Origin of the sequence: Blautia sp. HCP3S3_H10_2 (assembly GCF_052122375.1) — a bacterium.
GTDB lineage: Bacteria > Bacillota > Clostridia > Lachnospirales > Lachnospiraceae > Blautia_A.
The window spans coordinates 181,864-201,039 of the sequence record NZ_JBQKCL010000005.1; the positions used below are offsets into that span (position 1 = coordinate 181,864).

At 44.9% G+C, this 19,176-nt stretch carries 21 protein-coding genes and 1 pseudogene; 12 read left to right on the top strand and 10 right to left on the bottom strand.

The genetic code is table 11. The features are described from left to right. Position 1: 1 nt before the first annotated feature. The 5 genes and pseudogenes from ACTQWB_RS07285 to ACTQWB_RS07305 all read left to right on the top strand — a co-directional run bounded on the left by ACTQWB_RS07285 (position 2) and on the right by ACTQWB_RS07305 (position 4,468). Complete coding sequence (locus ACTQWB_RS07285; protein WP_441501286.1) at positions 2 to 1,693, top strand: recombinase family protein; 1,692 nt, start codon at positions 2 to 4, stop codon at positions 1,691 to 1,693. Next, on the top strand, positions 1,690 to 3,267 hold the full coding sequence (locus ACTQWB_RS07290) for a recombinase family protein (RefSeq protein WP_441501287.1): 1,578 nt from the start codon (positions 1,690 to 1,692) through the stop codon (positions 3,265 to 3,267). The genes ACTQWB_RS07285 and ACTQWB_RS07290 overlap by 4 nt, the downstream gene beginning before the upstream one ends. A 121-nt stretch (positions 3,268 to 3,388) precedes the next feature. Further along, positions 3,389 to 3,559 (top strand): annotated as a pseudogene (locus ACTQWB_RS07295) (tyrosine-type recombinase/integrase); the annotation flags it as partial. Between the two features lie 472 nt (positions 3,560 to 4,031). After that, a complete protein-coding gene (locus ACTQWB_RS07300) occupies positions 4,032 to 4,187 on the top strand; it encodes a hypothetical protein (RefSeq protein WP_441501288.1) in 156 nt (51 codons plus the stop codon). 95 nt (positions 4,188 to 4,282) lie between these two features. Continuing rightward, positions 4,283 to 4,468: a SymE family type I addiction module toxin gene (locus ACTQWB_RS07305; protein WP_441501289.1), complete on the top strand. Its 186-nt coding sequence runs from the start codon at positions 4,283 to 4,285 to the stop codon at positions 4,466 to 4,468. Here the strand turns inward: ACTQWB_RS07305 and ACTQWB_RS07310 are convergent. From ACTQWB_RS07310 to ACTQWB_RS07345, 8 genes are all read right to left on the bottom strand, one after another. Further along, complete coding sequence (locus ACTQWB_RS07310; protein WP_441501290.1) at positions 4,416 to 5,048, bottom strand: restriction endonuclease subunit S; 633 nt, start codon at positions 5,046 to 5,048, stop codon at positions 4,416 to 4,418. The two genes, ACTQWB_RS07305 and ACTQWB_RS07310, sit on opposite strands and share 53 nt — an antisense overlap. A 29-nt stretch (positions 5,049 to 5,077) precedes the next feature. Continuing rightward, complete coding sequence (xerA, locus tag ACTQWB_RS07315; protein ID WP_441501291.1) at positions 5,078 to 6,022, bottom strand: site-specific tyrosine recombinase/integron integrase; 945 nt, start codon at positions 6,020 to 6,022, stop codon at positions 5,078 to 5,080. Continuing rightward, a complete protein-coding gene (locus ACTQWB_RS07320; protein ID WP_441501292.1) occupies positions 5,997 to 6,392 on the bottom strand; it encodes a DUF6508 domain-containing protein in 396 nt (131 codons plus the stop codon). The genes xerA and ACTQWB_RS07320 overlap by 26 nt, the downstream gene beginning before the upstream one ends. Further along, positions 6,328 to 6,570, bottom strand: coding sequence for a DUF7662 domain-containing protein (locus ACTQWB_RS07325; protein WP_441501293.1), 243 nt, complete (start codon positions 6,568 to 6,570; stop codon positions 6,328 to 6,330). The genes ACTQWB_RS07320 and ACTQWB_RS07325 overlap by 65 nt, the downstream gene beginning before the upstream one ends. A 13-nt stretch (positions 6,571 to 6,583) precedes the next feature. Continuing rightward, entirely contained in the window at positions 6,584 to 7,204 is a 621-nt protein-coding gene (locus tag ACTQWB_RS07330) for a hypothetical protein (protein WP_441501294.1), read from the bottom strand. Further along, positions 7,201 to 7,470, bottom strand: coding sequence for a hypothetical protein (locus ACTQWB_RS07335; RefSeq protein WP_178686211.1), 270 nt, complete (start codon positions 7,468 to 7,470; stop codon positions 7,201 to 7,203). The genes ACTQWB_RS07330 and ACTQWB_RS07335 overlap by 4 nt, the downstream gene beginning before the upstream one ends. Continuing rightward, positions 7,460 to 8,011: an ImmA/IrrE family metallo-endopeptidase gene (locus ACTQWB_RS07340; RefSeq protein ID WP_441501295.1), complete on the bottom strand. Its 552-nt coding sequence runs from the start codon at positions 8,009 to 8,011 to the stop codon at positions 7,460 to 7,462. The genes ACTQWB_RS07335 and ACTQWB_RS07340 overlap by 11 nt, the downstream gene beginning before the upstream one ends. A gap of 73 nt (positions 8,012 to 8,084) precedes the next feature. Continuing rightward, positions 8,085 to 8,510, bottom strand: coding sequence for a helix-turn-helix transcriptional regulator (locus ACTQWB_RS07345; protein ID WP_441501296.1), 426 nt, complete (start codon positions 8,508 to 8,510; stop codon positions 8,085 to 8,087). Between the two features lie 396 nt (positions 8,511 to 8,906). On the opposite strand from ACTQWB_RS07345, the gene ACTQWB_RS07350 reads away from it, so the two are divergent. The 7 genes from ACTQWB_RS07350 (at position 8,907) to ACTQWB_RS07380 (ending at position 15,971) form a co-directional block, all read left to right on the top strand. After that, complete coding sequence (locus tag ACTQWB_RS07350) at positions 8,907 to 10,706, top strand: IS1634 family transposase (RefSeq protein ID WP_441501297.1); 1,800 nt, start codon at positions 8,907 to 8,909, stop codon at positions 10,704 to 10,706. A 144-nt stretch (positions 10,707 to 10,850) separates the two neighbouring features. Then, positions 10,851 to 12,092 (top strand): DNA polymerase Y family protein, encoded by a 1,242-nt coding sequence (locus ACTQWB_RS07355; RefSeq protein ID WP_441501298.1) that lies wholly within the window; start codon positions 10,851 to 10,853, stop codon positions 12,090 to 12,092. 162 nt (positions 12,093 to 12,254) lie between these two features. Beyond that, complete coding sequence (locus ACTQWB_RS07360) at positions 12,255 to 13,283, top strand: DUF6076 domain-containing protein (RefSeq protein WP_441501299.1); 1,029 nt, start codon at positions 12,255 to 12,257, stop codon at positions 13,281 to 13,283. A gap of 160 nt (positions 13,284 to 13,443) precedes the next feature. After that, positions 13,444 to 14,328, top strand: coding sequence for a helix-turn-helix domain-containing protein (locus ACTQWB_RS07365; protein ID WP_441501300.1), 885 nt, complete (start codon positions 13,444 to 13,446; stop codon positions 14,326 to 14,328). Between the two features lie 14 nt (positions 14,329 to 14,342). Next, positions 14,343 to 14,561, top strand: a complete 219-nt coding sequence (locus ACTQWB_RS07370; RefSeq protein WP_441501301.1) for a hypothetical protein — start codon at positions 14,343 to 14,345, stop codon at positions 14,559 to 14,561. A gap of 118 nt (positions 14,562 to 14,679) precedes the next feature. Next, positions 14,680 to 14,841, top strand: a complete 162-nt coding sequence (locus tag ACTQWB_RS07375) for a hypothetical protein (RefSeq protein ID WP_441501302.1) — start codon at positions 14,680 to 14,682, stop codon at positions 14,839 to 14,841. A 359-nt stretch (positions 14,842 to 15,200) separates the two neighbouring features. Further along, complete coding sequence (locus ACTQWB_RS07380; RefSeq protein WP_441501303.1) at positions 15,201 to 15,971, top strand: hypothetical protein; 771 nt, start codon at positions 15,201 to 15,203, stop codon at positions 15,969 to 15,971. 43 nt (positions 15,972 to 16,014) lie between these two features. Here the strand turns inward: ACTQWB_RS07380 and ACTQWB_RS07385 are convergent, their stop codons facing one another. Both ACTQWB_RS07385 and metK read right to left on the bottom strand, forming a co-directional pair. Continuing rightward, on the bottom strand, positions 16,015 to 17,994 hold the full coding sequence (locus tag ACTQWB_RS07385) for a DNA polymerase (RefSeq protein ID WP_441046936.1): 1,980 nt from the start codon (positions 17,992 to 17,994) through the stop codon (positions 16,015 to 16,017). Between the two features lie 66 nt (positions 17,995 to 18,060). Then, positions 18,061 to 19,155 carry a methionine adenosyltransferase gene (gene metK / locus ACTQWB_RS07390; RefSeq protein ID WP_441501304.1) on the bottom strand — a complete coding sequence of 365 codons (1,095 nt, stop codon included), beginning with the start codon at positions 19,153 to 19,155 and terminating at the stop codon, positions 18,061 to 18,063. Between the last annotated feature and the right edge of the window lie 21 nt (positions 19,156 to 19,176).

Below are 19,176 nucleotides of genomic sequence, written 5' to 3' on the forward strand. Positions count from 1 at the left end.
AATGGCACGAAAGAGCAGGAAAAACATTCCGGAAGTAGTCAGCAGTGCAACCGTCCAGACAGAGGTGAGAAGACCGTTCAGGGCAGGATTGTATGCCAGAATTTCAATGGAAACAGAAGAAACCTTAGAAAGAGGAACGATAGAAACCCAGGTGGAACTGATGAAAAACTTTGTGGCAGATACGGAAGATATTTCGGTTGCGGAAGTTTATAAGGACTCTGACTATTCCGGTACAAATTTTGACCGTCCTGGATTCGTACAGATGATGGAAGATATCAAGCATGGAAAAATCAACTGTGTGATCGTAAAAGATTTGTCCAGACTTGGAAGAAATTATGTCGAAACCAGTAATTATATAGAACGAGTATTCCCGTTTTTCCATGTAAGATTCCTGGCTGTGACAGATGATTTCGATTCCTTCAGAGAGGGTGTGGATCTTACAGTTCCATTGAAGAATATTATCAATGAGTTCTATTCGAAAGACCTTGCCAAAAAGAGCAGCAGCGCCAAAAAAGCACTTTGGAAAAAGGGAAAATTTACAAGTACCTGGGAACCGTATGGTTACAGAAAGTCAGAAGAGGACCATCATCAGCTGATCGTTGATGAAGAAGCTGCAGAACATCTGAAGAGTATATTTTCTATGTATATGGATGGCAGGAACTATAGTGATATCGCAAGACAGCTCAATAAAGATGGCGTTTTATCGCCGACTCTACAGAGAAAATTTTATAAAACCGGTGAAAAGCCGCTTCCTGAGTCAAAACCCTGGAACAATTATGAAGTGAAACGAGTACTTCAGGATGTTCATTGCACAGGTGATTCTGTATTTGGAAAATACCAGCAAAGTGTTTTTCAGGGAAATAAACAGAGAAACCGACCAGAGAGTGAATGGCTGCATGTGGAGAATACACATGAAGGAATTATAGATAGAGAGCTGTTTCAGCAGGTACAATCTAAAATACAGGAATATACGGAAGCGTATAAGAAGAGACATCAGCAGAACAATGGGGCTATTCGAAATCATAATTTCTATACAGGAAAGATATGGTGTGGAGGCTGTGGCAACCGCATGACATTGTCCAGAGAAAGAAATGGCACATTCTTTTATATCTGCGGAGCCAATACCAACCATAAATCAGGGGGAAAGCAATGTAAAGGGCACAGAGTCAGAAAAGAATATGTGGATGACGATGTTCTTCGCCTGATTCAAACGCATATGAAAACAGTATTGGATACGGAAAAAATGATTCAGGAAATGAATACAGCTTCCAAAAATCAGACACAGTACCTGCTTTTGGATAAAGAAGTGGGGAAACTTCGACGGGAACTGAGCCGTATCAGTAAGCGTAAATCGGATTTATATGAAGATTACTCAGAACGTTTGATTACAGAAGAAGAGTACATACAGTTTTCTCGGATCTATTCCAATGAAATTGAGAATATCAAGAGCCGTCTGGACACTGTATTGGCGGCACAGGTTCGGTATTCCCAGGATTACCACATTGAAGAAGGCTGGGGAAATGTGATACATACTTATATGTCAAAGCGTAAGCTGACAAAAGAAATGGCAAATGCCTTTGTGGATTCAATTATTATCCATGGTAAGTATGATTATGAGATCAAGCTGGTATATGACGATCAGTTTGCAGATTTACAGAAATTAAAGAAAGAGAAGGAGGCGCAGTCAAGATGACAGATCATAGAAAAACAGCTGTTTATATCCGTTTATCCGCAGAAGATGACAATGTAGATGGCAGAGCCAAAAAAGAGAGCGACAGTGTAACTTCTCAGAGAATTCTGTTAAAATCATTTGTGATTGATCAGCTGGGTGTAGCTGAGGCTGACATCCTGGAATATGTGGATGACGGTGTCAGCGGTACTCATTTTAAACGGCATGGATTTCAACAGCTGCAGGATGACATGAAAAGCGGAGAAATCGGCTGTGTAGTTGTAAAAGACTTTTCCAGATTCGGAAAAGACTATCTGGAAGTTGGATTTTATATTGAATATATTTTCCTACTTCTACAAATACGATTTATTTCGATTAATGACAGCTATGACAGTGCAGCAAGCAGCGGAATGACTGGTGGAATGAATGTAGCATTGCAGAATCTGGTATACAATATGTATAGTCTGGATTTGTCCAAGAAAATTTCATCAGCAATGCAGACAAGAACAAAAAACGGCACACGCCTTCCGGTAAATGCCAGATATGGCTATAAAAAAGGAAAAGATGGAAGGCTGGAAGTTGATCCGGAAGCTGCAAAAGTTGTGAAAATGATTTTTCAGATGGCAGCAGAGGGAACAAGTTTTGCAGATATTACAAGGGAATTGAACAGACAGGCGATTGCCACTTGTGATGAGCAGAAATTATCAAGAGGGGATCAGGTGCAGTTCCAGAGGTTTGACACGATCAAAAAGAAACACTGGAGCCCTACGACAGTAGCGTCAATTGTACGGGATGAGATTTATATTGGAACCAGAATCTGGGGAAAAACACGTTGCAGTATGCATACCGGTCATAAAGCAGTTCTAAATGAGGAAACAGAATGGGTTCGCCTGGAAAATCATCATACGGCAATTATAGACAGGGTATTGTTTGAAAAAGCAAATGAAATGCATCCGAAAAAGAAGAGAAGTGTTGCGGAATCACGCACTAATTTTACTCTGGAAAGACGTAAAAAACAGCCGGCATTGCTGCTATGTGCCAACTGTGGGCATTCTCTGTTAAAAGAAACAGAGCATCTGCTGAAATGCTCAGATGCCCGAACCAATGGAGATCCTGTGTGTCGAAGTCTGGTGATCCGGCGGGAACCGCTGGAGGAGAATATCCTTGGGCTTGTTCATCAGTATGCAGCGTCAATGTTGGAAAAAGAAAAGAAAGTATCTGCCAAAAGGCAATGCGACTACAAAGAGATCAATACCTCAGAATTGCAAAAACAGAGCCGACAGTTGACCTCGGAAAAGATGAAGCTCTATGATGATTATAAAGATGGTCGTATAGATCGTGATTTGTATAAGCAGAGAGCTGAAAAGATAAGTGTACAGCTGGATGAAATAAAACGAAAGATAGAAGATGCAGAGAATAGTAAAAAGCTTCTTGAACAAAACGAACTTTCTGATAAAATAAAACTAAAAGATTTCTTGGGAATTCAGAAGTTCGATACAGAGAAGTTGCGTGAGATTATCAAGGTGATTCGTGTTCATAGTCAGGATGAAATTGAAATCGAATGGAATTTTGACGATATTTTTTCGGAACAGAGGTAACTTGAGCAGGACAAGAATGACTTATCATAAGATAATAAAGGTGCTGGGACTACCTGATGGAAGCGTCAGATAGGCTTCGGCAGAAAAAAATAAATTTTTTTTTGTCCTATACTTGACACATCCACATGTATGCAGACACACTTATTGTTCCAATATGGCGAAGTCGGGAATGAATCCAAAGGCATTACAATATTTGATGGGGCATTCAGATATAAGCGTTACATTGAATACATATACACATGTAAATCTTGAGGATGCCAGAGAAGAAGTCGCCAGACTTCGGATTGTGTAATTACGATTTTATAGCTTAAAATGGCAAGGTGTAAAACTGTGGAATCTACATCTTATTTTACACCTTTTGCGGCATAACATATGCCATAACACACCAATTTATGCCAAATATCAATTTTTTACAAGGACTCATAAAGCCTGAAATACCAAGAAAAACAAAGAAATGCGAGGTTATGCAACAATGATAAAAATACTTTTCATCTGCCACGGCAGGCGAAAGTAGGACAGTTCATGTCCGAGGTTGTCGGCTGTTGTGGGGCAAATCGGTGCAAACCGAGCCATAGCCTACTACCGTTTGACTACGGATGACCTGATTTCCATAGAATACTGTAAAAGAGCCATGATCGACAGCGAAAACTGCCCGGTCACGGCTCTTTTTTGTGCAGTATATGCCAGAAAAATGACTTGCTATATTCCGGCAGCAGAGCGAACATACACATACCCAAAAACTACATTTACATGGAGGTATGAACATGAACGGATTACATTACACACTTGCAGGGGAACAAAGAAACGAGCATATTGATACAAACAAATATGCCTATAGCGGCGTAGAAGGCCGATATAAGGCTTTTTGGCCACCAAGCGATAAAGATTACCCTTCCAAAATGAAACGACGCGCAAAGTGATTTCTGAGTGGTAGGAGATAATTGCATACCCTTTTAACGATACCAAGCAGGTATCGTTATATTTTTCAAATTAGGAACAAGCCGAAAGGAGACAAATGAGCAAGAAGGAAACAAGAACACTCAAGGTATACGGACAATCGGGGTACAGGTACCAGGATACCCCTGCTATTATTCTCAAAGGTAAATGGCTGGAGGATGCTGGCTTCACAATCAATGATAGAGTTGAAGTCAATGTAGGTGATGGTGAGTTGCGAATCCGACGAACTGACCCAATGCTATAGTGATTTGATTGACTATCCGCATCATTTCCGATGCGGATAATTTTGATTTATCGCTCTGCTGGACGAAGGCTGCAAATTGCTCCTGTTCTGGCAACGGTACAACCAGCATGGGTAAGTTCTGTACCTGCTCCGAATTAATATGCGGCTGGGCTGCTCTAACAGTTAATGGCTTTATTACGGCTTGCATGTAATGTGTATTCATCAGCTCATTGAAGAACACCGGGTTGGCGATCTTTAAATCCAGAGTAATGATGATATCGTAGCCAGCATACTGATCCCGGTATTTCTCAGTGACAACGCAGGTATCACCGGTATTTGCACCGCTTCGAACTATTATTATTTCGTTTCCGTTAAGTCTGCATTTTTCAATTTTTGATGCTTCCTCAGCAGAAATCTTTAGCATATCCTTTTCTGTTATCCGACCCTCCTTGATATTAGTTGCTCGAATAAACTTGAATACGCCATCTTCAGAAAACACAGGCGGTTGGCTTGTACCATACCGTATATCCAACATAAAGTCCTTAAATGGACGAACTTCACGTCCCTGAGTATTGATTACCGGATCGCCAAACAGCTCCATAAATTGAGAATTGCAAACAGATGACAGCGTTATCCGATGTATTTTCTATGAGATTTTTTTACGTTATTCTGATTGACCATAGCGTACTGCAATGTGGTATCAATACTCTGATGGCCCAGAAGTTGCTGTACCTGTTCTATTGGCATCCCCTTGTCAATAGCCATTGTGGCCAGCGTTCTGCGAAACTTATGAGGATGAACCTTGTGAAGATTCAACTCTCGGCCAATTTTGCGGAGGCGAATTTCGACACCACTGATCTGCAATCGGTCATAAGGCTTAATCAGGGATACAAACAAAGCCTCATTATCATCCGTGCGTTCTGACAGGTAACGCTGCAGATGAATCTTTGTTCTTGCGTCAAAGTACACCTTCCGTTGTTTATTGCCTTTACCGAACACAATGCACTCGCGGTTCTCAAAATCCACATCATTGCGGTTGAGTTTTACCAGTTCACCAACACGGATGCCAGTAGAAGATAAGAGATCGATCATGGCAAGATCACGAGTATTGTCACAGTGGTCACGCATAATCTCTAACGATTCATCAGAATAGGTTTCCTTAACTGTTTTTCCGGTTTTGACCTTATGAATTCTCCTCACGGGACTCTTGACGATATAGTCCTCATCTTCGAGCCATGCGAAGAAAGATGAAAGAATTCGTCTCACGTTATCAAGTGTGACTTTACTAACAGTTCCACGACGCTGGTAGGTATCAAGGTATCCACGCAGGTCTTCGGTAGTGATCTGGCATTCGGGCTTGTCGATGGATTCAAGCATATTACGGATCGTCGATTCATAATAGCGGAGAGACTTTTCAGAGCATCCTTCAACACGTTTTGCAGCAATAAATAATGGAAGCATGTCAGGCTTTGCGTTTTCCACATCAGGCTTGTCCACGGATGCTGTGTACTTCTCGGCCGTATGATTCAAGTGTTGCCATCGCTGCCTCCTATTCCCCGTCTGCCAGGAGAGCAATCATCCTATCCAGAATGGGCTGAACATCTCCGGCTCTGTGCCGTCTCTCAAAGGAACCATTGCAGAAATGATCTTCCCGTAGAAGCATCGTGAGCAGTGCGCAGCACAGATCATAGTCAGCTTCCGGTAACCGTTTCAATTCCTCCTGGCAGTCTATAGGTTCGGTGATCATATAATCACCGTAGTTGTATTTCATATCTTCAATGTTCTCCAAAGCCTCATAGTAGCTGCTTACCGAACAGGTATCAGTGTTCTTGAGGTTCTGGAGAACATTTTGTTTTTCTGTATTTGTCGTAGTTTTCCTTTCAGTGAACCTTTTCAAAGGTGACCGATTGACCCAAGATAATATTGCAAGTCTTATAGTCCACATCTAACCACGCCGCAGCTTGTGAATGTCCGTTTTTATTATTTCCCCACCATTGAGACCTTTTATAAGCTGTGACAGGCAATTCTCGGTCGATGATTTTTTCTATTTCTGAATAAGTCAGAGTGACAGTCTGAAGACCACACTCGTCTAAATACTTCATAAGCGGATCATATACTCGCATTTTATTTTCCCTTCTATTCTACTGTGTGTTGTCGAGCTTCCTTCATCCAAAATTTGAATTCCCAACGCAGAGGTGGGTAGTCATGGATTCTGGAACGCAGCTCATTCTGATATGTTTCGTATTGCCCGGTGTAATCATCCCATCTGCTCCAGGGGATTTTCGGGCGGGAAATCCCAAGTTCCTTCTGGGCAACGTCAAATACATAGTTATCCAGAGGTACATGGAGAAATTCAAATATACGGTCAAAGGTGCATTCGCCTATCATATACAGGTACTTTATCATCATGTTCAGCCATTTCTGTGACTGACCATAATGGAACTCGATGCCATCTGCACGGTAAAGAGAACGGATTTCTGTACATCTGGCATGATGCCAAGAATCATATTCCTTCTGGCTTGTGATGAGTACCGGTGACAATAGCTGGATTTCTTTTTCAAGCATAACAGTGACGGCGGTACGGAGTTCAGTTCTTTTTTCTTCCGGCATACCGTTGAAACGGATCGTCCGGTTCATATCCAGGTAGGCTCTCTTGCTGGCAGCCTCGTAAGGGTTGGTGATCACTCCGAAATAAATCACCTTCAGGAAATCGAGAGCATCCGTATCGACGGTTGTGTATGTAATCTCCGTATTCATGCGGTTCTCCTCTCTACGAACCAACGCCCCAGGTTGTTCCCGGTGAGAGAGTGGTTCCGTTCAAAGAAGAGATAGCTTTGTTTTCCTCTGACCCATATCGTGTATCGGTCACCTTGACCGCCAGCCTTCATTGCAGCTGCCTGTCGGATGTCGGTAACACGGTCAATTTCAAATTCTTCACCATCCTCCCAGGTTAGGCTGAGAGGAATCAGAACGCCCTCGCTGTTGAACCGGGCGGTCACATCGACATAAACTTTAATATTCATTATGTACCTCCGTTTCTACATTTTTGAGGAAGTTACTGTTTGCCATCAAGGGAGGATCGATCATTTTATAGCCATTCCGTTTCATTAGACGGAATTTGAAATCCAGTAGTTCTGGTGGAACTCGTAAGAGTGCGGCCGCACCAAAAAAGGAGATGTCCTCGTTGAGTTTTTCCAGGACATCGTCATCGTCCATGAGAAAATCGGCTGCGAAAATATTAGCTTCATATTCCATGATAGAGGCGCTGTCGAACAGTTCAAAGTCGTGAAAGGCATTCACCCCTGCGGCTTTTGCATGGAGTACAGCATGACCCAGCTCGTGTGTGACAATAATACGCTGAAGTTCTTCTGGGAGATCACTGTTGATCGTGATGGAGCGTTTACGGCTCTGCACCAGAAAAAATCCTTTGCAGGCTCCCTGGTAATTGCCCATTGGAGCATCCAGAAGTATGATGCCCATAGCATCACACAACTTGAACGGGTCTGATTCATGGTATTTCTTTTTCAGCCGCTTGACTTCACGGCAGATATAATCCACGCTCATTCAGATCCCTCTTTTCTGTATATACCAATCCTATTTTATAATTCTACAAAATTAGCTGTACAATAAAAGGGACTTATTTCTTTCGGCCGTAAGTTTTTTTTGCTTGCTCTTTGCATTCCAGATATGCTCTGGTAACAGCGGTGAAAAAAGCATCCTTGGCTTCCTCGCTTAATTCACCACCAGCAAAGAGGGCAGCATTGCGCTCTAACAGTTCGTCCACTTCATTCGCAGCCTTTGTTCCATATTGGCTTCTTGCCAATTCGATATGGCTCATCTTTTCGATTCCCTGCTTTGGATCGATCACATCATCGTTCGCAAGGTAGTCGTATGAAACGTTTAGCGCTACCGCCAATTTCCTCATAGTAGAAGACCGTGCTTTTGCATCGGTGGTTTCATAGGCGGCGATTGTACGCTTAGATACGCCAACCTTATCAGCGAGCTGCTGTTGGGTTAAATTACAGAGTTCCCTTGATACTTTGATTTTGTCGGAAAATGTCATGGTAGCCCTTCCTTTCTAAAAATTTGGTCTGTAACTTCATCAACTTCATCTAAACTATTGATGAAACTACATCTCGGTGCTATTATACGAGTGAAGTTTGATGAAGTTGTAATTTGATTATATCGCTGCAACTTCATCTTGTCAAAAGGAAATGTTGAAGTTTTATAAGGAAGGTGATGAAGTTGGGTGAAAGAACTATATTACATAGTGACATGAATTGTTTTTATGCCTCCCGGGTCTTTGACAACTAAGGCCTTATAAATCACCTCCCTCATATGCCTCAAACCCTTATAAAGACTGGCTTCCAGTCTTTTTTGTTTTGTCAAATTTCATTCACTTTTGTGTAGCTATTTGTAGCTATCTATGATATAATCCTTCTCAGGAGGGATTTTTCTTATGAAGCTCACGATCAGCAAATCAAAAAACTCTGCCACTTTTTATGTTCAGAAGAGTATCCGCAAGTCAAACGGTTCCGTCAGTTCTGTAACCATTGAAAAGCTCGGCAATCTCGATCAGGTTCGTGCCCGGGCAAATGGGGTCGATCCCTATCAATGGGCACAGGAGTACGTAAATGAACTCAACCAGAAAGAGTATGAAGAGCAGAAGTCTGTCATGATCAGCCGCTCCCCTGTGAAACTTATGAAAAAAGGGGATGCTCATTCCTTCAACTGCGGATATCTGTTCCTGCAGCGCATTTACTATGACCTCGGCCTTGATAAGATCTGCCGTTCTATTCAGGAAAAATACTCTTTTGAGTATGACCTGAATGAAGTGCTGTCTATACTGACTTACACAAGGATTCTCTATCCTTCCTCCAAGAACGCTGCCAATCAAAAGGCGCGTACCTTTCTGGAGCAGCCTTCCTTCCAGCTGCATGACATCTACCGGGCTCTTTCCGTCCTCTCTGCAGAAAGCGACCTGATTCAGTCCCGGTTATATCAGAACAGTCAGAAGATTCTGGAACGCAGGGATGACATTCTTTATTACGATTGCACCAACTACTACTTTGAAATTGAACAGGAAGATGAGCTTCGCAGATACGGAAAATCCAAGCAGCATCAGCCTCTCCCCATTGTCGGGATGGGACTCTTCATGGATGCGGATGGAATTCCTCTTGCCTTCAGCATTTACCCGGGGAATCAGAACGAGCAGCCTACCCTGAAGCCTTTGGAACAGAAAGTGCTGAATGACTATGGAATGAGTCAGGTCGTTGTCTGTACAGACGCCGGCTTATCCTCTGTTCAGAACCGTAAGTTCAATGACAGAAAGCTGGGGAATGTACGAATTCGGAGCTTCATCACGACACAGTCGATTAAAATGCTCCCCTCTGATCTGGAAGGGTATGCTTTGGATGCAACCGGCTGGCATCTTGCCGGAGAAGAAGGTGTTTACGACCTCAACTCTCTGGATGATGAAAAGGATTACGACAAAACGTTTTATAAAGAGAAATGGATTACAGAAGACATCTCTCAGAAAAGCAGACGGCAGGGGAATGCGCCGTTGGAACAGCGTCTGATCGTTACATTTTCTCTTAAATACCGGAATTACCAGAGAAAAGTGCGTGAAGATCAGATCAGCCGCGCGAGAAAGATCATAGACAGCGGCAGTTCCGACAGAAAAGGCAAGAACCAGAATGATCCTAACCGTTTCATTGCTGTCGATGCCATCACGGAAAACGGTGAAGTCTGCGCAAAGAAAATCCCTTATCTGGATGAAACAATCATCTCAGAAGAAGAAAAATACGATGGCTTTTACGCAGTATGTACAAACCTTGAGAACACGCCCGTGTCCAAAATCATACAGATCAATCATGGCCGATGGGAAATCGAAGAATGTTTCCGGATCATGAAGACAGAATTTCAGGCACGTCCGGTCTATCTTCAGCGGGAAGATCGCATCAAAGCGCACTTCCTGACCTGCTATCTTGCCTTATTTATTTTCCGGATTCTGGAGAGACGACTGGACGGCAAATACACCTGCAGTGACATTATTCGTACACTGAGAGACATGAAAATGTATCGTCCCGGGGAAAAGCTCGGTTATTACCCTTCCTATACAAGGACCGATTTGACAGATGCCCTGCATGAGATCGCAGGCTTTCGTACCGACTATGAAGTCTTTACCGATGCAGGAATGAGAAAGGTGATTCAGGCATCGAGAAAGCCGGTTAAAAAAGAGAAAAGTAATAAGATGTAGCTACATTTTTGATGCGTAAAAAGAGGCTGGAAACCTGCATTTTCAGGGCTTTCAGCCTCTTTCACTGTCAAAGATGGGATTATATCGCTGCAACTTCATCTTGTCAAAAGGAAATGTTGAAGTTTTATAAGGAAGGTGATGAAGTTGGGTGAAAGAACTATATTACATAGTGACATGAATTGTTTTTATGCCTCCGTAGAGATGATGCTTGATCCATCCCTGCGTGGGAAAGCGGTGGCTGTTTGTGGCAGTACAGAGAACAGACACGGTATTGTTCTTGCCAAGTCCGAACTCGCCAAAAAAGCAGGAGTGAAAACGGGCATGGTAAACTGGGAAGCAAGGCAGTGCTGCCCCAACCTTATTATGGTAAAGCCACAGTATGAGCAGTACCTCAAGTATTCAGAGCTTGCCCGTAACATCTACCAGAGATACACCGACCAGGTAGAACCCTATGGCATGGATGAGTGTTGGCTTGATGTTACTGCCAGTCGGGGTGTTTGCGGAACCGGTATGGAGATTGCAGAGAAAATCCGGCAGTCAGTTAAGGAAGAGTTAGGGCTTACCGTTTCGATTGGCGTTTCTTTTAATAAGATATTCGCCAAGCTGGGAAGTGACATGAAAAAGCCGGATGCAATTACAGAAATTCGTAAGGATGAATTCAAAGAGAAGATATGGCCGTTACCAGCATCTGATTTACTCTTTGTAGGAAGGGCAACCACAGCGAAACTGGCACAGTATGGTATTACAACAATCGGCGGTATCGCCAATGCTGATCCCATGATGCTAAAAAGACTTTTAGGTGTGAATGGGCTTGGGCTGTGGCGGTCTGCATCCGGGCTTGATGATGCCCCGGTTATGCATAAGGACTTCGTATCTCCGATGAAGTCCATCGGTCATGGAATCACCTGTACGGCAGACCTCGAAAATGAAGATGAAGTATGGAAGGTTATGTTGGAATTGTCGCAAGACATCGGTCATCGACTAAGAGTGCATAAGCTGAAGGCAACAGGGGTCCAGATCAGCATCAGGAGCAATGACCTTGGGTACCGCCAGTTTCAGGCACCATTATCCCTTGCATCACAGAATCCGACTATCATTGCAAAGAAGGCTTTTCAGATTTTCCAGGACAACTATCGGTGGACTGTTCCGGTTCGTGCTGTGACGGTACGCGCCATAAACCTTAAACCGAAGAGTAAGCCGGAGCAGCTTGTCCTATTTACCGATATAGCCCATTTGGATCGTCTGGACAGATTGGATGACTGCATTGAAGAGATAAGGAGGCGGTTTGGAAAGAAGGCCATATTTCAGGCTTGTCTGCTGGGTGATTTGAAGATGCCGTGTGATAACAGGGATCAGGTTATCATGCCTGGCGTAATGGGGCGTTAACAATCAGTATCTGAAAATTGTTATCAACCGATATTTTGCGTAGCCATTGACTACGAACTGCAAATTGCTATAATGTTATCAACCGATAAACGAATACAACGATTGTTTACAATATTCCAATTTTTGTAGGTCTATAATGATTGATAACAGGAGGTACATAGCATGGACATCGGTTTGAATGTGGATTTTGATGGCAAGAAGAATATCGTGATGGAAGGCGACATCATCAAGGAATATCCGATAGGAGGTATGGCTTGTGAGTATGCCAGACTCCGACCAACGGAGATCAAACCGCTCATCTTAGAAAACCCGTATTTCCATGATTCGGCTTTGAAAGAAAACGGTGGTCACGCACTCATGAATCTTTATGAAGCCTGTCTGGAGAAGTTTGGGGTAATCACAGCGGTGATGATTCTGGCGGACTTTTCAGGCTTTATGGCTGACTTCAATCGCGCTAACGAAGAAGAACTGAAAGCACTGATTGACCCACTTAACAGGGATATGGATACAGATCAGATTGAATCTTTCATTCTGGAAGAAACGGGCGTTGAGACCTTTGGTATCAGTACCATCGGTCAGGCAATGCTGACCGCCTATGCGGCATATGCAAATTCCTATGTCGTGTTTAAGCATTCCTTCAATATGCTGGTATCGGGAGAGGAATATGAGGAAAATCAGGTAATGGCCTTCTGGGGCCTGTATGCTGACAACACGGACTTCCAGCATATTGATTTCCACATTATGTTTTATGATAATGCGTTTCATTCCATCTACACGATCAAGTCATCGATGTCGCTCATCCTATTTGAAGCTGCCCATGCCATGGATGCAAAAACAAAGTTCGTCAAGTGCAAAAACTGCGGGCAGTATTTTGTTCCGGTGGGACGATCTGATTCACTCTACTGCGGGTATCCGTCTCCCCAGGATAGTAGCAAAGCCTGCAGGGATGTTGGGGCCAATGCAGCAAGGGCCAGGAAAATGAAAAATGATGTCCTGACCCAAGAATACCGGAGATTGTATATGCGGTTTAAGATGGCGATAAAAAGGCATCCAGAAAGAACCGATCTGCAAGCGCAGCTGTCGGAATTAACAGAGGGGATGAAACTAAGACGGAAGCAAAAGGAAGAAGGTACGCTTTCCGCTGATGAGATATTGGAATGGATTGCTTCTATTGATAAGCTGTCTGAATAGAAAGCTACGTCCAGATACGAGCAGGAAAGCGACTTGCAACGACTTGAAAGAAAATTGCAATAAGATTGCATCGAGGTATTGACAGATATAAGTTTGTATGTTATTATTCTTGCATAGAACAGCAAGAAAGTTGCAAGTACATGAAATGGAGGTTCGAGCAATGGCTGAGGAGAGAGATACCGAGTATGTACAGGTTCGGACACCTGACATAATGAGAATAAGTGAATATGTGATAAAAGCAAAGGGTGCAAACAGAACAATGGCTCAATTTGCAGAGGATTGCGGCATTGGTGCCTCCACTCTTTCACGTATCGCAAACGGAAAAATTGCAAAGCCACTCGCAGAGGATGTTGTAAAAGCAATATACGAGCATAGAGACCCTGAAAGCGGATTTAGTCTGGACATGTTCATGTTGGCTAATGGAATGAGAGACAAAAAGGAACATGAGCGTAGGACTTCAATGGGTCAGCATTATTCTCTCCGAGAAGAAAGCATGAACAGAGAGAGACACGCAAAAAATGCCATTGTTGCCGCATTGCTTGAGAGAGATGTTCCGATTATGAAAGTACCTGCCTCAATGGAGCGTAGGCGGACAGAAGCACCATACGGGATGAGGATGTATTTCGATTTCGCTTTTTATATTGAAGATGCTCCACAGCAATTGTGGTACTTTGATGTAAACACATATAAGGCTGACGAACATAATCGACCAATGGGTATTATGTCTGACAGATTGAATTCTCTATTAGCAAGAGTATTCCTTATTGACGCATGGGAGCCTGACTATTTTGAAAATCAGAAGACTACTTTTATTTTCTGCGATCCGACAATATATGCTTATGTTGTTAACCAGTACAAGGGCGCTCCTATCAACTCTGCGATATCGGTGATGTTGGTAGATACAGACAACGAGAAAGTAGTGGAAGAAACATGGCTATCCAATACAAATCAAACGCCAAGCGTGTTAGACCGTCCGGTTGGTACATCTGATGGATATATAGCTGCTTGGTTGGATGAGGATTACGAGGACCATAACAATCTATAACAGGAGGATACTGGATGAGTAAAAGAGAAAACGGAATTTATGTAACTCACGGAAAAGAAATGCTGGTGGGATACAAGGCCCTTGTTAATGGCGTTTTGTCGTTGGTATATATGAAGGGCGGGAACGTCGTGTCATATGAACCGTGGGATGCGATATGCCAGCAGTTTAATAATGGTCCGCGCTTGGAAATCAAAATGAATAACCAGGAAATGGAAAGTCCGAGCATGGTTTAACAGAATAGATACCTGAACGTGCCGTTCATTATGTAACCAAGCCGGGGTAGAAATTATTGCATCACGTAGATGCTCTGATCTCTATCCCGGCTTTTTTCACTTTAAAGGAGGAATGTCGATGACAGAACTGCGAGATTCAAAAGGCAAACTGAGAGGGACTTGGAACCCGGAGGAAAACACGGTCACGATTCGTGATCGGGGTGTGGATATGATTTTTACGCTGAAGCCAAATGGCGATTATGATCTGGTTGAGATGCCAGTACACAAAGAAGCTGCATAACATCCACAGAGCTGCAAGACGGCCAGGATGAATACCCAAGATGGGTGTTCCCTGGCTGTCTTTTTTTTTATTCCGAGGAAAGATCCCCGGAAAGACTTCAGATTGAATTCTGAGACGGCAACACAGATCACTGCGCTGCCATCTGAGCATTCAATGCTCAAAAAAATGTAATACCGCCGGAGTGACGTCCGAAGGCGGGGTACACATTCATCACAAATTTTTGCAGGCCGAGAGGTCGAGTGCAATCAGTGATGGAAGTACCCTCGGTCAAGTGCGCTCATTTTCGGCTGGGGCAGTATCTCCAAGGACGTCAGTCACTGTTTTGCCCTCTGACTCATTCGGTCAGAAAGGACAAGACTATGACAAAGAAGAACGTTACTGTAAACTACAATGGAGAACCGCTGAAGGCTGATGAGGTGCTGGTTTTCACCCCTTATGATGAGGAAGATGTCAAGAACAATGTGACCAACAAAGAGAGCGTTGTTACCATCACGAAAGCTGGGAAATCTGTAAAGGCTGTCCTGAAAGCAGTGCCGAAGGAGTTTGAAGCTGTGGCAAAGGCACAGTTTAACTCTTGGCAGAGAGAACAGCTTCCGACACCTACAGAGGGTCGCTGCATGATTCCCCAGCAGGATGGTACATACAAGGAGTGCCCGAAGAAGAACGGTGATAACCGAGTATCCTGCATCAACTGCCCGAATAAAGGCAAGTTTGAAAGAAAGCTGATCTCCAAGGTCAGCCTTGAAGAGCAGCAGGATGAAAATGGGCTTACCCTGGCAGAAGCTCCAGCAGCAGATCTGGCCCTCATTGAGGAGGAGAACCTTTCTGAAGCTCAACAGAGAATTGTGGCTAAGTTCGAGGCCATGATGGACAAGTCTCCGAAGCACTGCCTTGCCATGCTCCTCATGGGAATGGGCTACAAAGGAGAAGAATTTGCCACCCGTATGCATCTGAAGCACGATGCAGCAAACCGTGTCCGCAATCAGGTTCTTGGTACAGCGCCGGAGGGAATTTCCGATTTTGACCAGATTGACACTCAGAACTTCAGTGCCAATAAGGTTGGTGATACGGAATATTATCGTGCAGAGGCACAGAAGGCTTTGGAGACTCTTTTGAAGATGTATTTCTAAATAACAGCGGCACCGTGGAGGTATTGGTCCACGGTGCCGTCTTTTACTCTTTCTTATAAAAATCACACTCATACCCGTCTGCTCTGAGAAGCAGTCCTTTGATCCAGGGAGGGGTTCTCCCCATCTGCTCACAGATAGCCTCCAGGGATACATCAGGGCTGCATTCGATGATCAGTTCATCATGCACATGACCGCAGATAAAGCAGTGGGAAAGGGTCTGCATGGCATAAGCCAAGATATCACGGCTTACTGCCTGGACGATGTTCTCTACGAATTTGGGTCCGTAGCTTTCAATCCTTCCCCATTTTCCGGTGGTAGTCCCTTCATAGGTCACGCTCTCAGAGCCGAACTGGTTCACACCCATACGGGGCTTAACATAGGAGAGCCGTCTGCCGGATGGGAGATCGATAAAGAGCATACCACCCTGGTAGTAGATATGGAAACCGTGTGTGTCTGCGGAAGTTTTATAGATCACAGCCTGTTTGACAGCTGCGTCTATCGCCCACCAGAATGCAGTGATATTGGGATTGGAAGAGCGCCATGCATCCACCAGGGGCTGGAGTTCTTCCTCCTGCAAGCCCATCTCCAAAGCCCCCATCGCCTTCAATGCGCCAACGGAGCCACCGTAGCCAAGAGCCAACTCGGCGATTTTTCCCTTCTGGCGAAGATGGGAATTGATGCCGTGTTTTTCAACCGGAACATGGAACATCTGGCTTGCACTTGCACAGTAGATGTCTTTTCCCTCTGCAAATACATCCATACGCCACTGTTCCCCGGCAAGAAAGGAAAGCACTCGTGCCTCGATGGCAGAGAAGTCGCTGACGATGTATTTGTATCCCGGTCTTGGCACGAAGGCTGTCCGGATCAGTTCGGAAAGGACCTGCGGGATATTATCATAGAGAAGCTCCAGGGCGGTGAAGTTACCGTCACGGACGAGGTTTCTGGCTTCTTCCAGATCTTCCATGTGGTTCTGAGGAAGGTTCTGCAGCTGGATGCCCCGGCCTGCCCATCTGCCGGAGCGGCTTGCACCATAAAACATGAAGCATCCTCTGGCTCGGCTGTCAGCGCACACCATATTCTCCATTGCCTTGTACTTGCTGACGGATGACTTGGCAAGCTGCTGTCGGCAGCGAAGTACATCGGCCACATCGCTGTCGGCATCCGGCAGCAGTTCTTTGACAGCCTTCTTGTCGAGGGACTCTGTTTCGATTCCCTTATCGAAAAGCCACCCTTTCATCTGGCTGACGCTGTTTGGGTTCTCCAGTCCAGTGCTGTTCTGCATTTGGGAGAGGAGAGAGTGTTTGGTCTGGGCATCGATGCTGATGGCATTCCTGACAAGCTGCATATCCACGCCAATGCCACGGTCATTGATTTCCTGGTCAAGGTGATACTGATCCCAGATGAATTCAGGAACAGGATACTTGGTCAGCCTGTCCTTCACTGCGAGTTCCACTTCAACATCGCGCTTGTTATAGGATTTGAAGGTTTCCCATTTCTCCCTGTCATGCTCCGGCAGGTTTCTTGTGCGACCGCCATTGGACTTAGTGGGTTTGCACGGAACACAGAAATATCGGATGAGGTCTTTTCCCTCTTTCATTTTCTGGTCATTCAGCTTCAGCACAGCACCAATGCCTTCCAGGGAGAGTGGAAGCCCCATGTATGCTCCCCAGATGCGAGAGCATTTCCAGGATGACGGGTCGAGATAGTTACCAACGGTGTCTTCCGGGATGCTGTAGCTGCAGAAATGTTCCGGGTGATGCTTACGCAGCCAGTAAGATAGACACACCCGCTCGAAGGATGCATTGTATGCCCATTTCGTGATCTCTTCATCAGTAAGAGCCGCAAGGACATGCTCCGGAACCTCTTCCCCACACGCCAAGTCGACCACCTGGACAGGACCATTGTCCTCGGAATAAGCAAAAAGCAGGATTTCAAAGTTGGGGGATTCTGCATAGCGGTACACACCACATTTCTTAAGGTCGACATCGGAGAATGTCTCAAGGTCGATCGATAATGATTTCATTTTGTCCATGATTGCCTCCTGTAGTAAAAACCGGGGTGCGAGTATCCACACCCCGGTAGATTCAGATTATTCTTCGCCGTAGAGATATTCGGCATCTTCTTCGTCCATTTCCCAAGGCAGCCATTCCTTACCGAAATGACCACCGGAGGAAACGGCATTGTAATCCACCTTCAGAAGATGGAGGTATTCGATGATGCCCTTCGGGGTCAGGTCATAGTTGGAACGGATGTATCCCTGAAGGAGATGGTTGCAGACACGGCCTGTTCCGAAGGTTTCTACCATAACGGAAACAGGTTCTGCCTTGCCGATTGCATATCCGATCTGGACTTCGCACTTATCGGCATAACCGCCACGGACGATATCTCTTGCGATTTTACGTGCCATGTAGGCAGCAGAGCGGTCAACCTTAGACGGGTCTTTACCGGAGAGGGCACCACCTCCGATCCTGCCGAGGCCGCCATAGGTGTCACAGGCGAGTTTCCTTCCAGTCACACCGCAGTCAGCCTTGGAACCGCCGATGACGAAACGGCCGGTGGGGTTGATGAGCTTCTCAAAGTCTGTGTTCAGACCATACTCCGCAGCGGTCAGGATCATCAAAGGCTCAATGATGGCACGGATGTCCTCCGGGGAAGCGTTCTCGCTGTGCTGCACGGAGCAAAGGAAGGTTGTGATGCGGCCACTCTCATAATCATAGCTGACCTGGGCTTTTGCATCCGCTTTGAACATTTCGCAGTTCAAGCCTTCCAGATGATGGATGAAGCGTGTCGCAACCGCAAAAGGAATCGGGAGCATCTCCGGAGTTTCATTGGTGGCATAGCCGAACATGATGCCCTGATCACCAGCGCCGCCCTTGTCTACACCGAGAGCGATATCTGCGGACTGCTTGCTGATCATGCCTTTCACTTCAAGTCTCTCATAGCCGAGTTTGTCAATGCCGATACGGTTCATGACCTGGCAGACCAGTTTTGCATAGTCCGGCTCATGGTGGCTGGTGATCTCTCCGGCGATGATGATGGTGTTATTTTTGATCAGGCATTCCACCGCCACACGGCTGTTCTGGTCATGGGCGAGGCAGTCCGTGACAATCGCGTCTGCGATCTGGTCGCAGATCTTATCCACATGACCACGGGATACCTGCTCTGATGTGTAAATTCTACTCATGGGTCAAATCCTCCTTAAAAA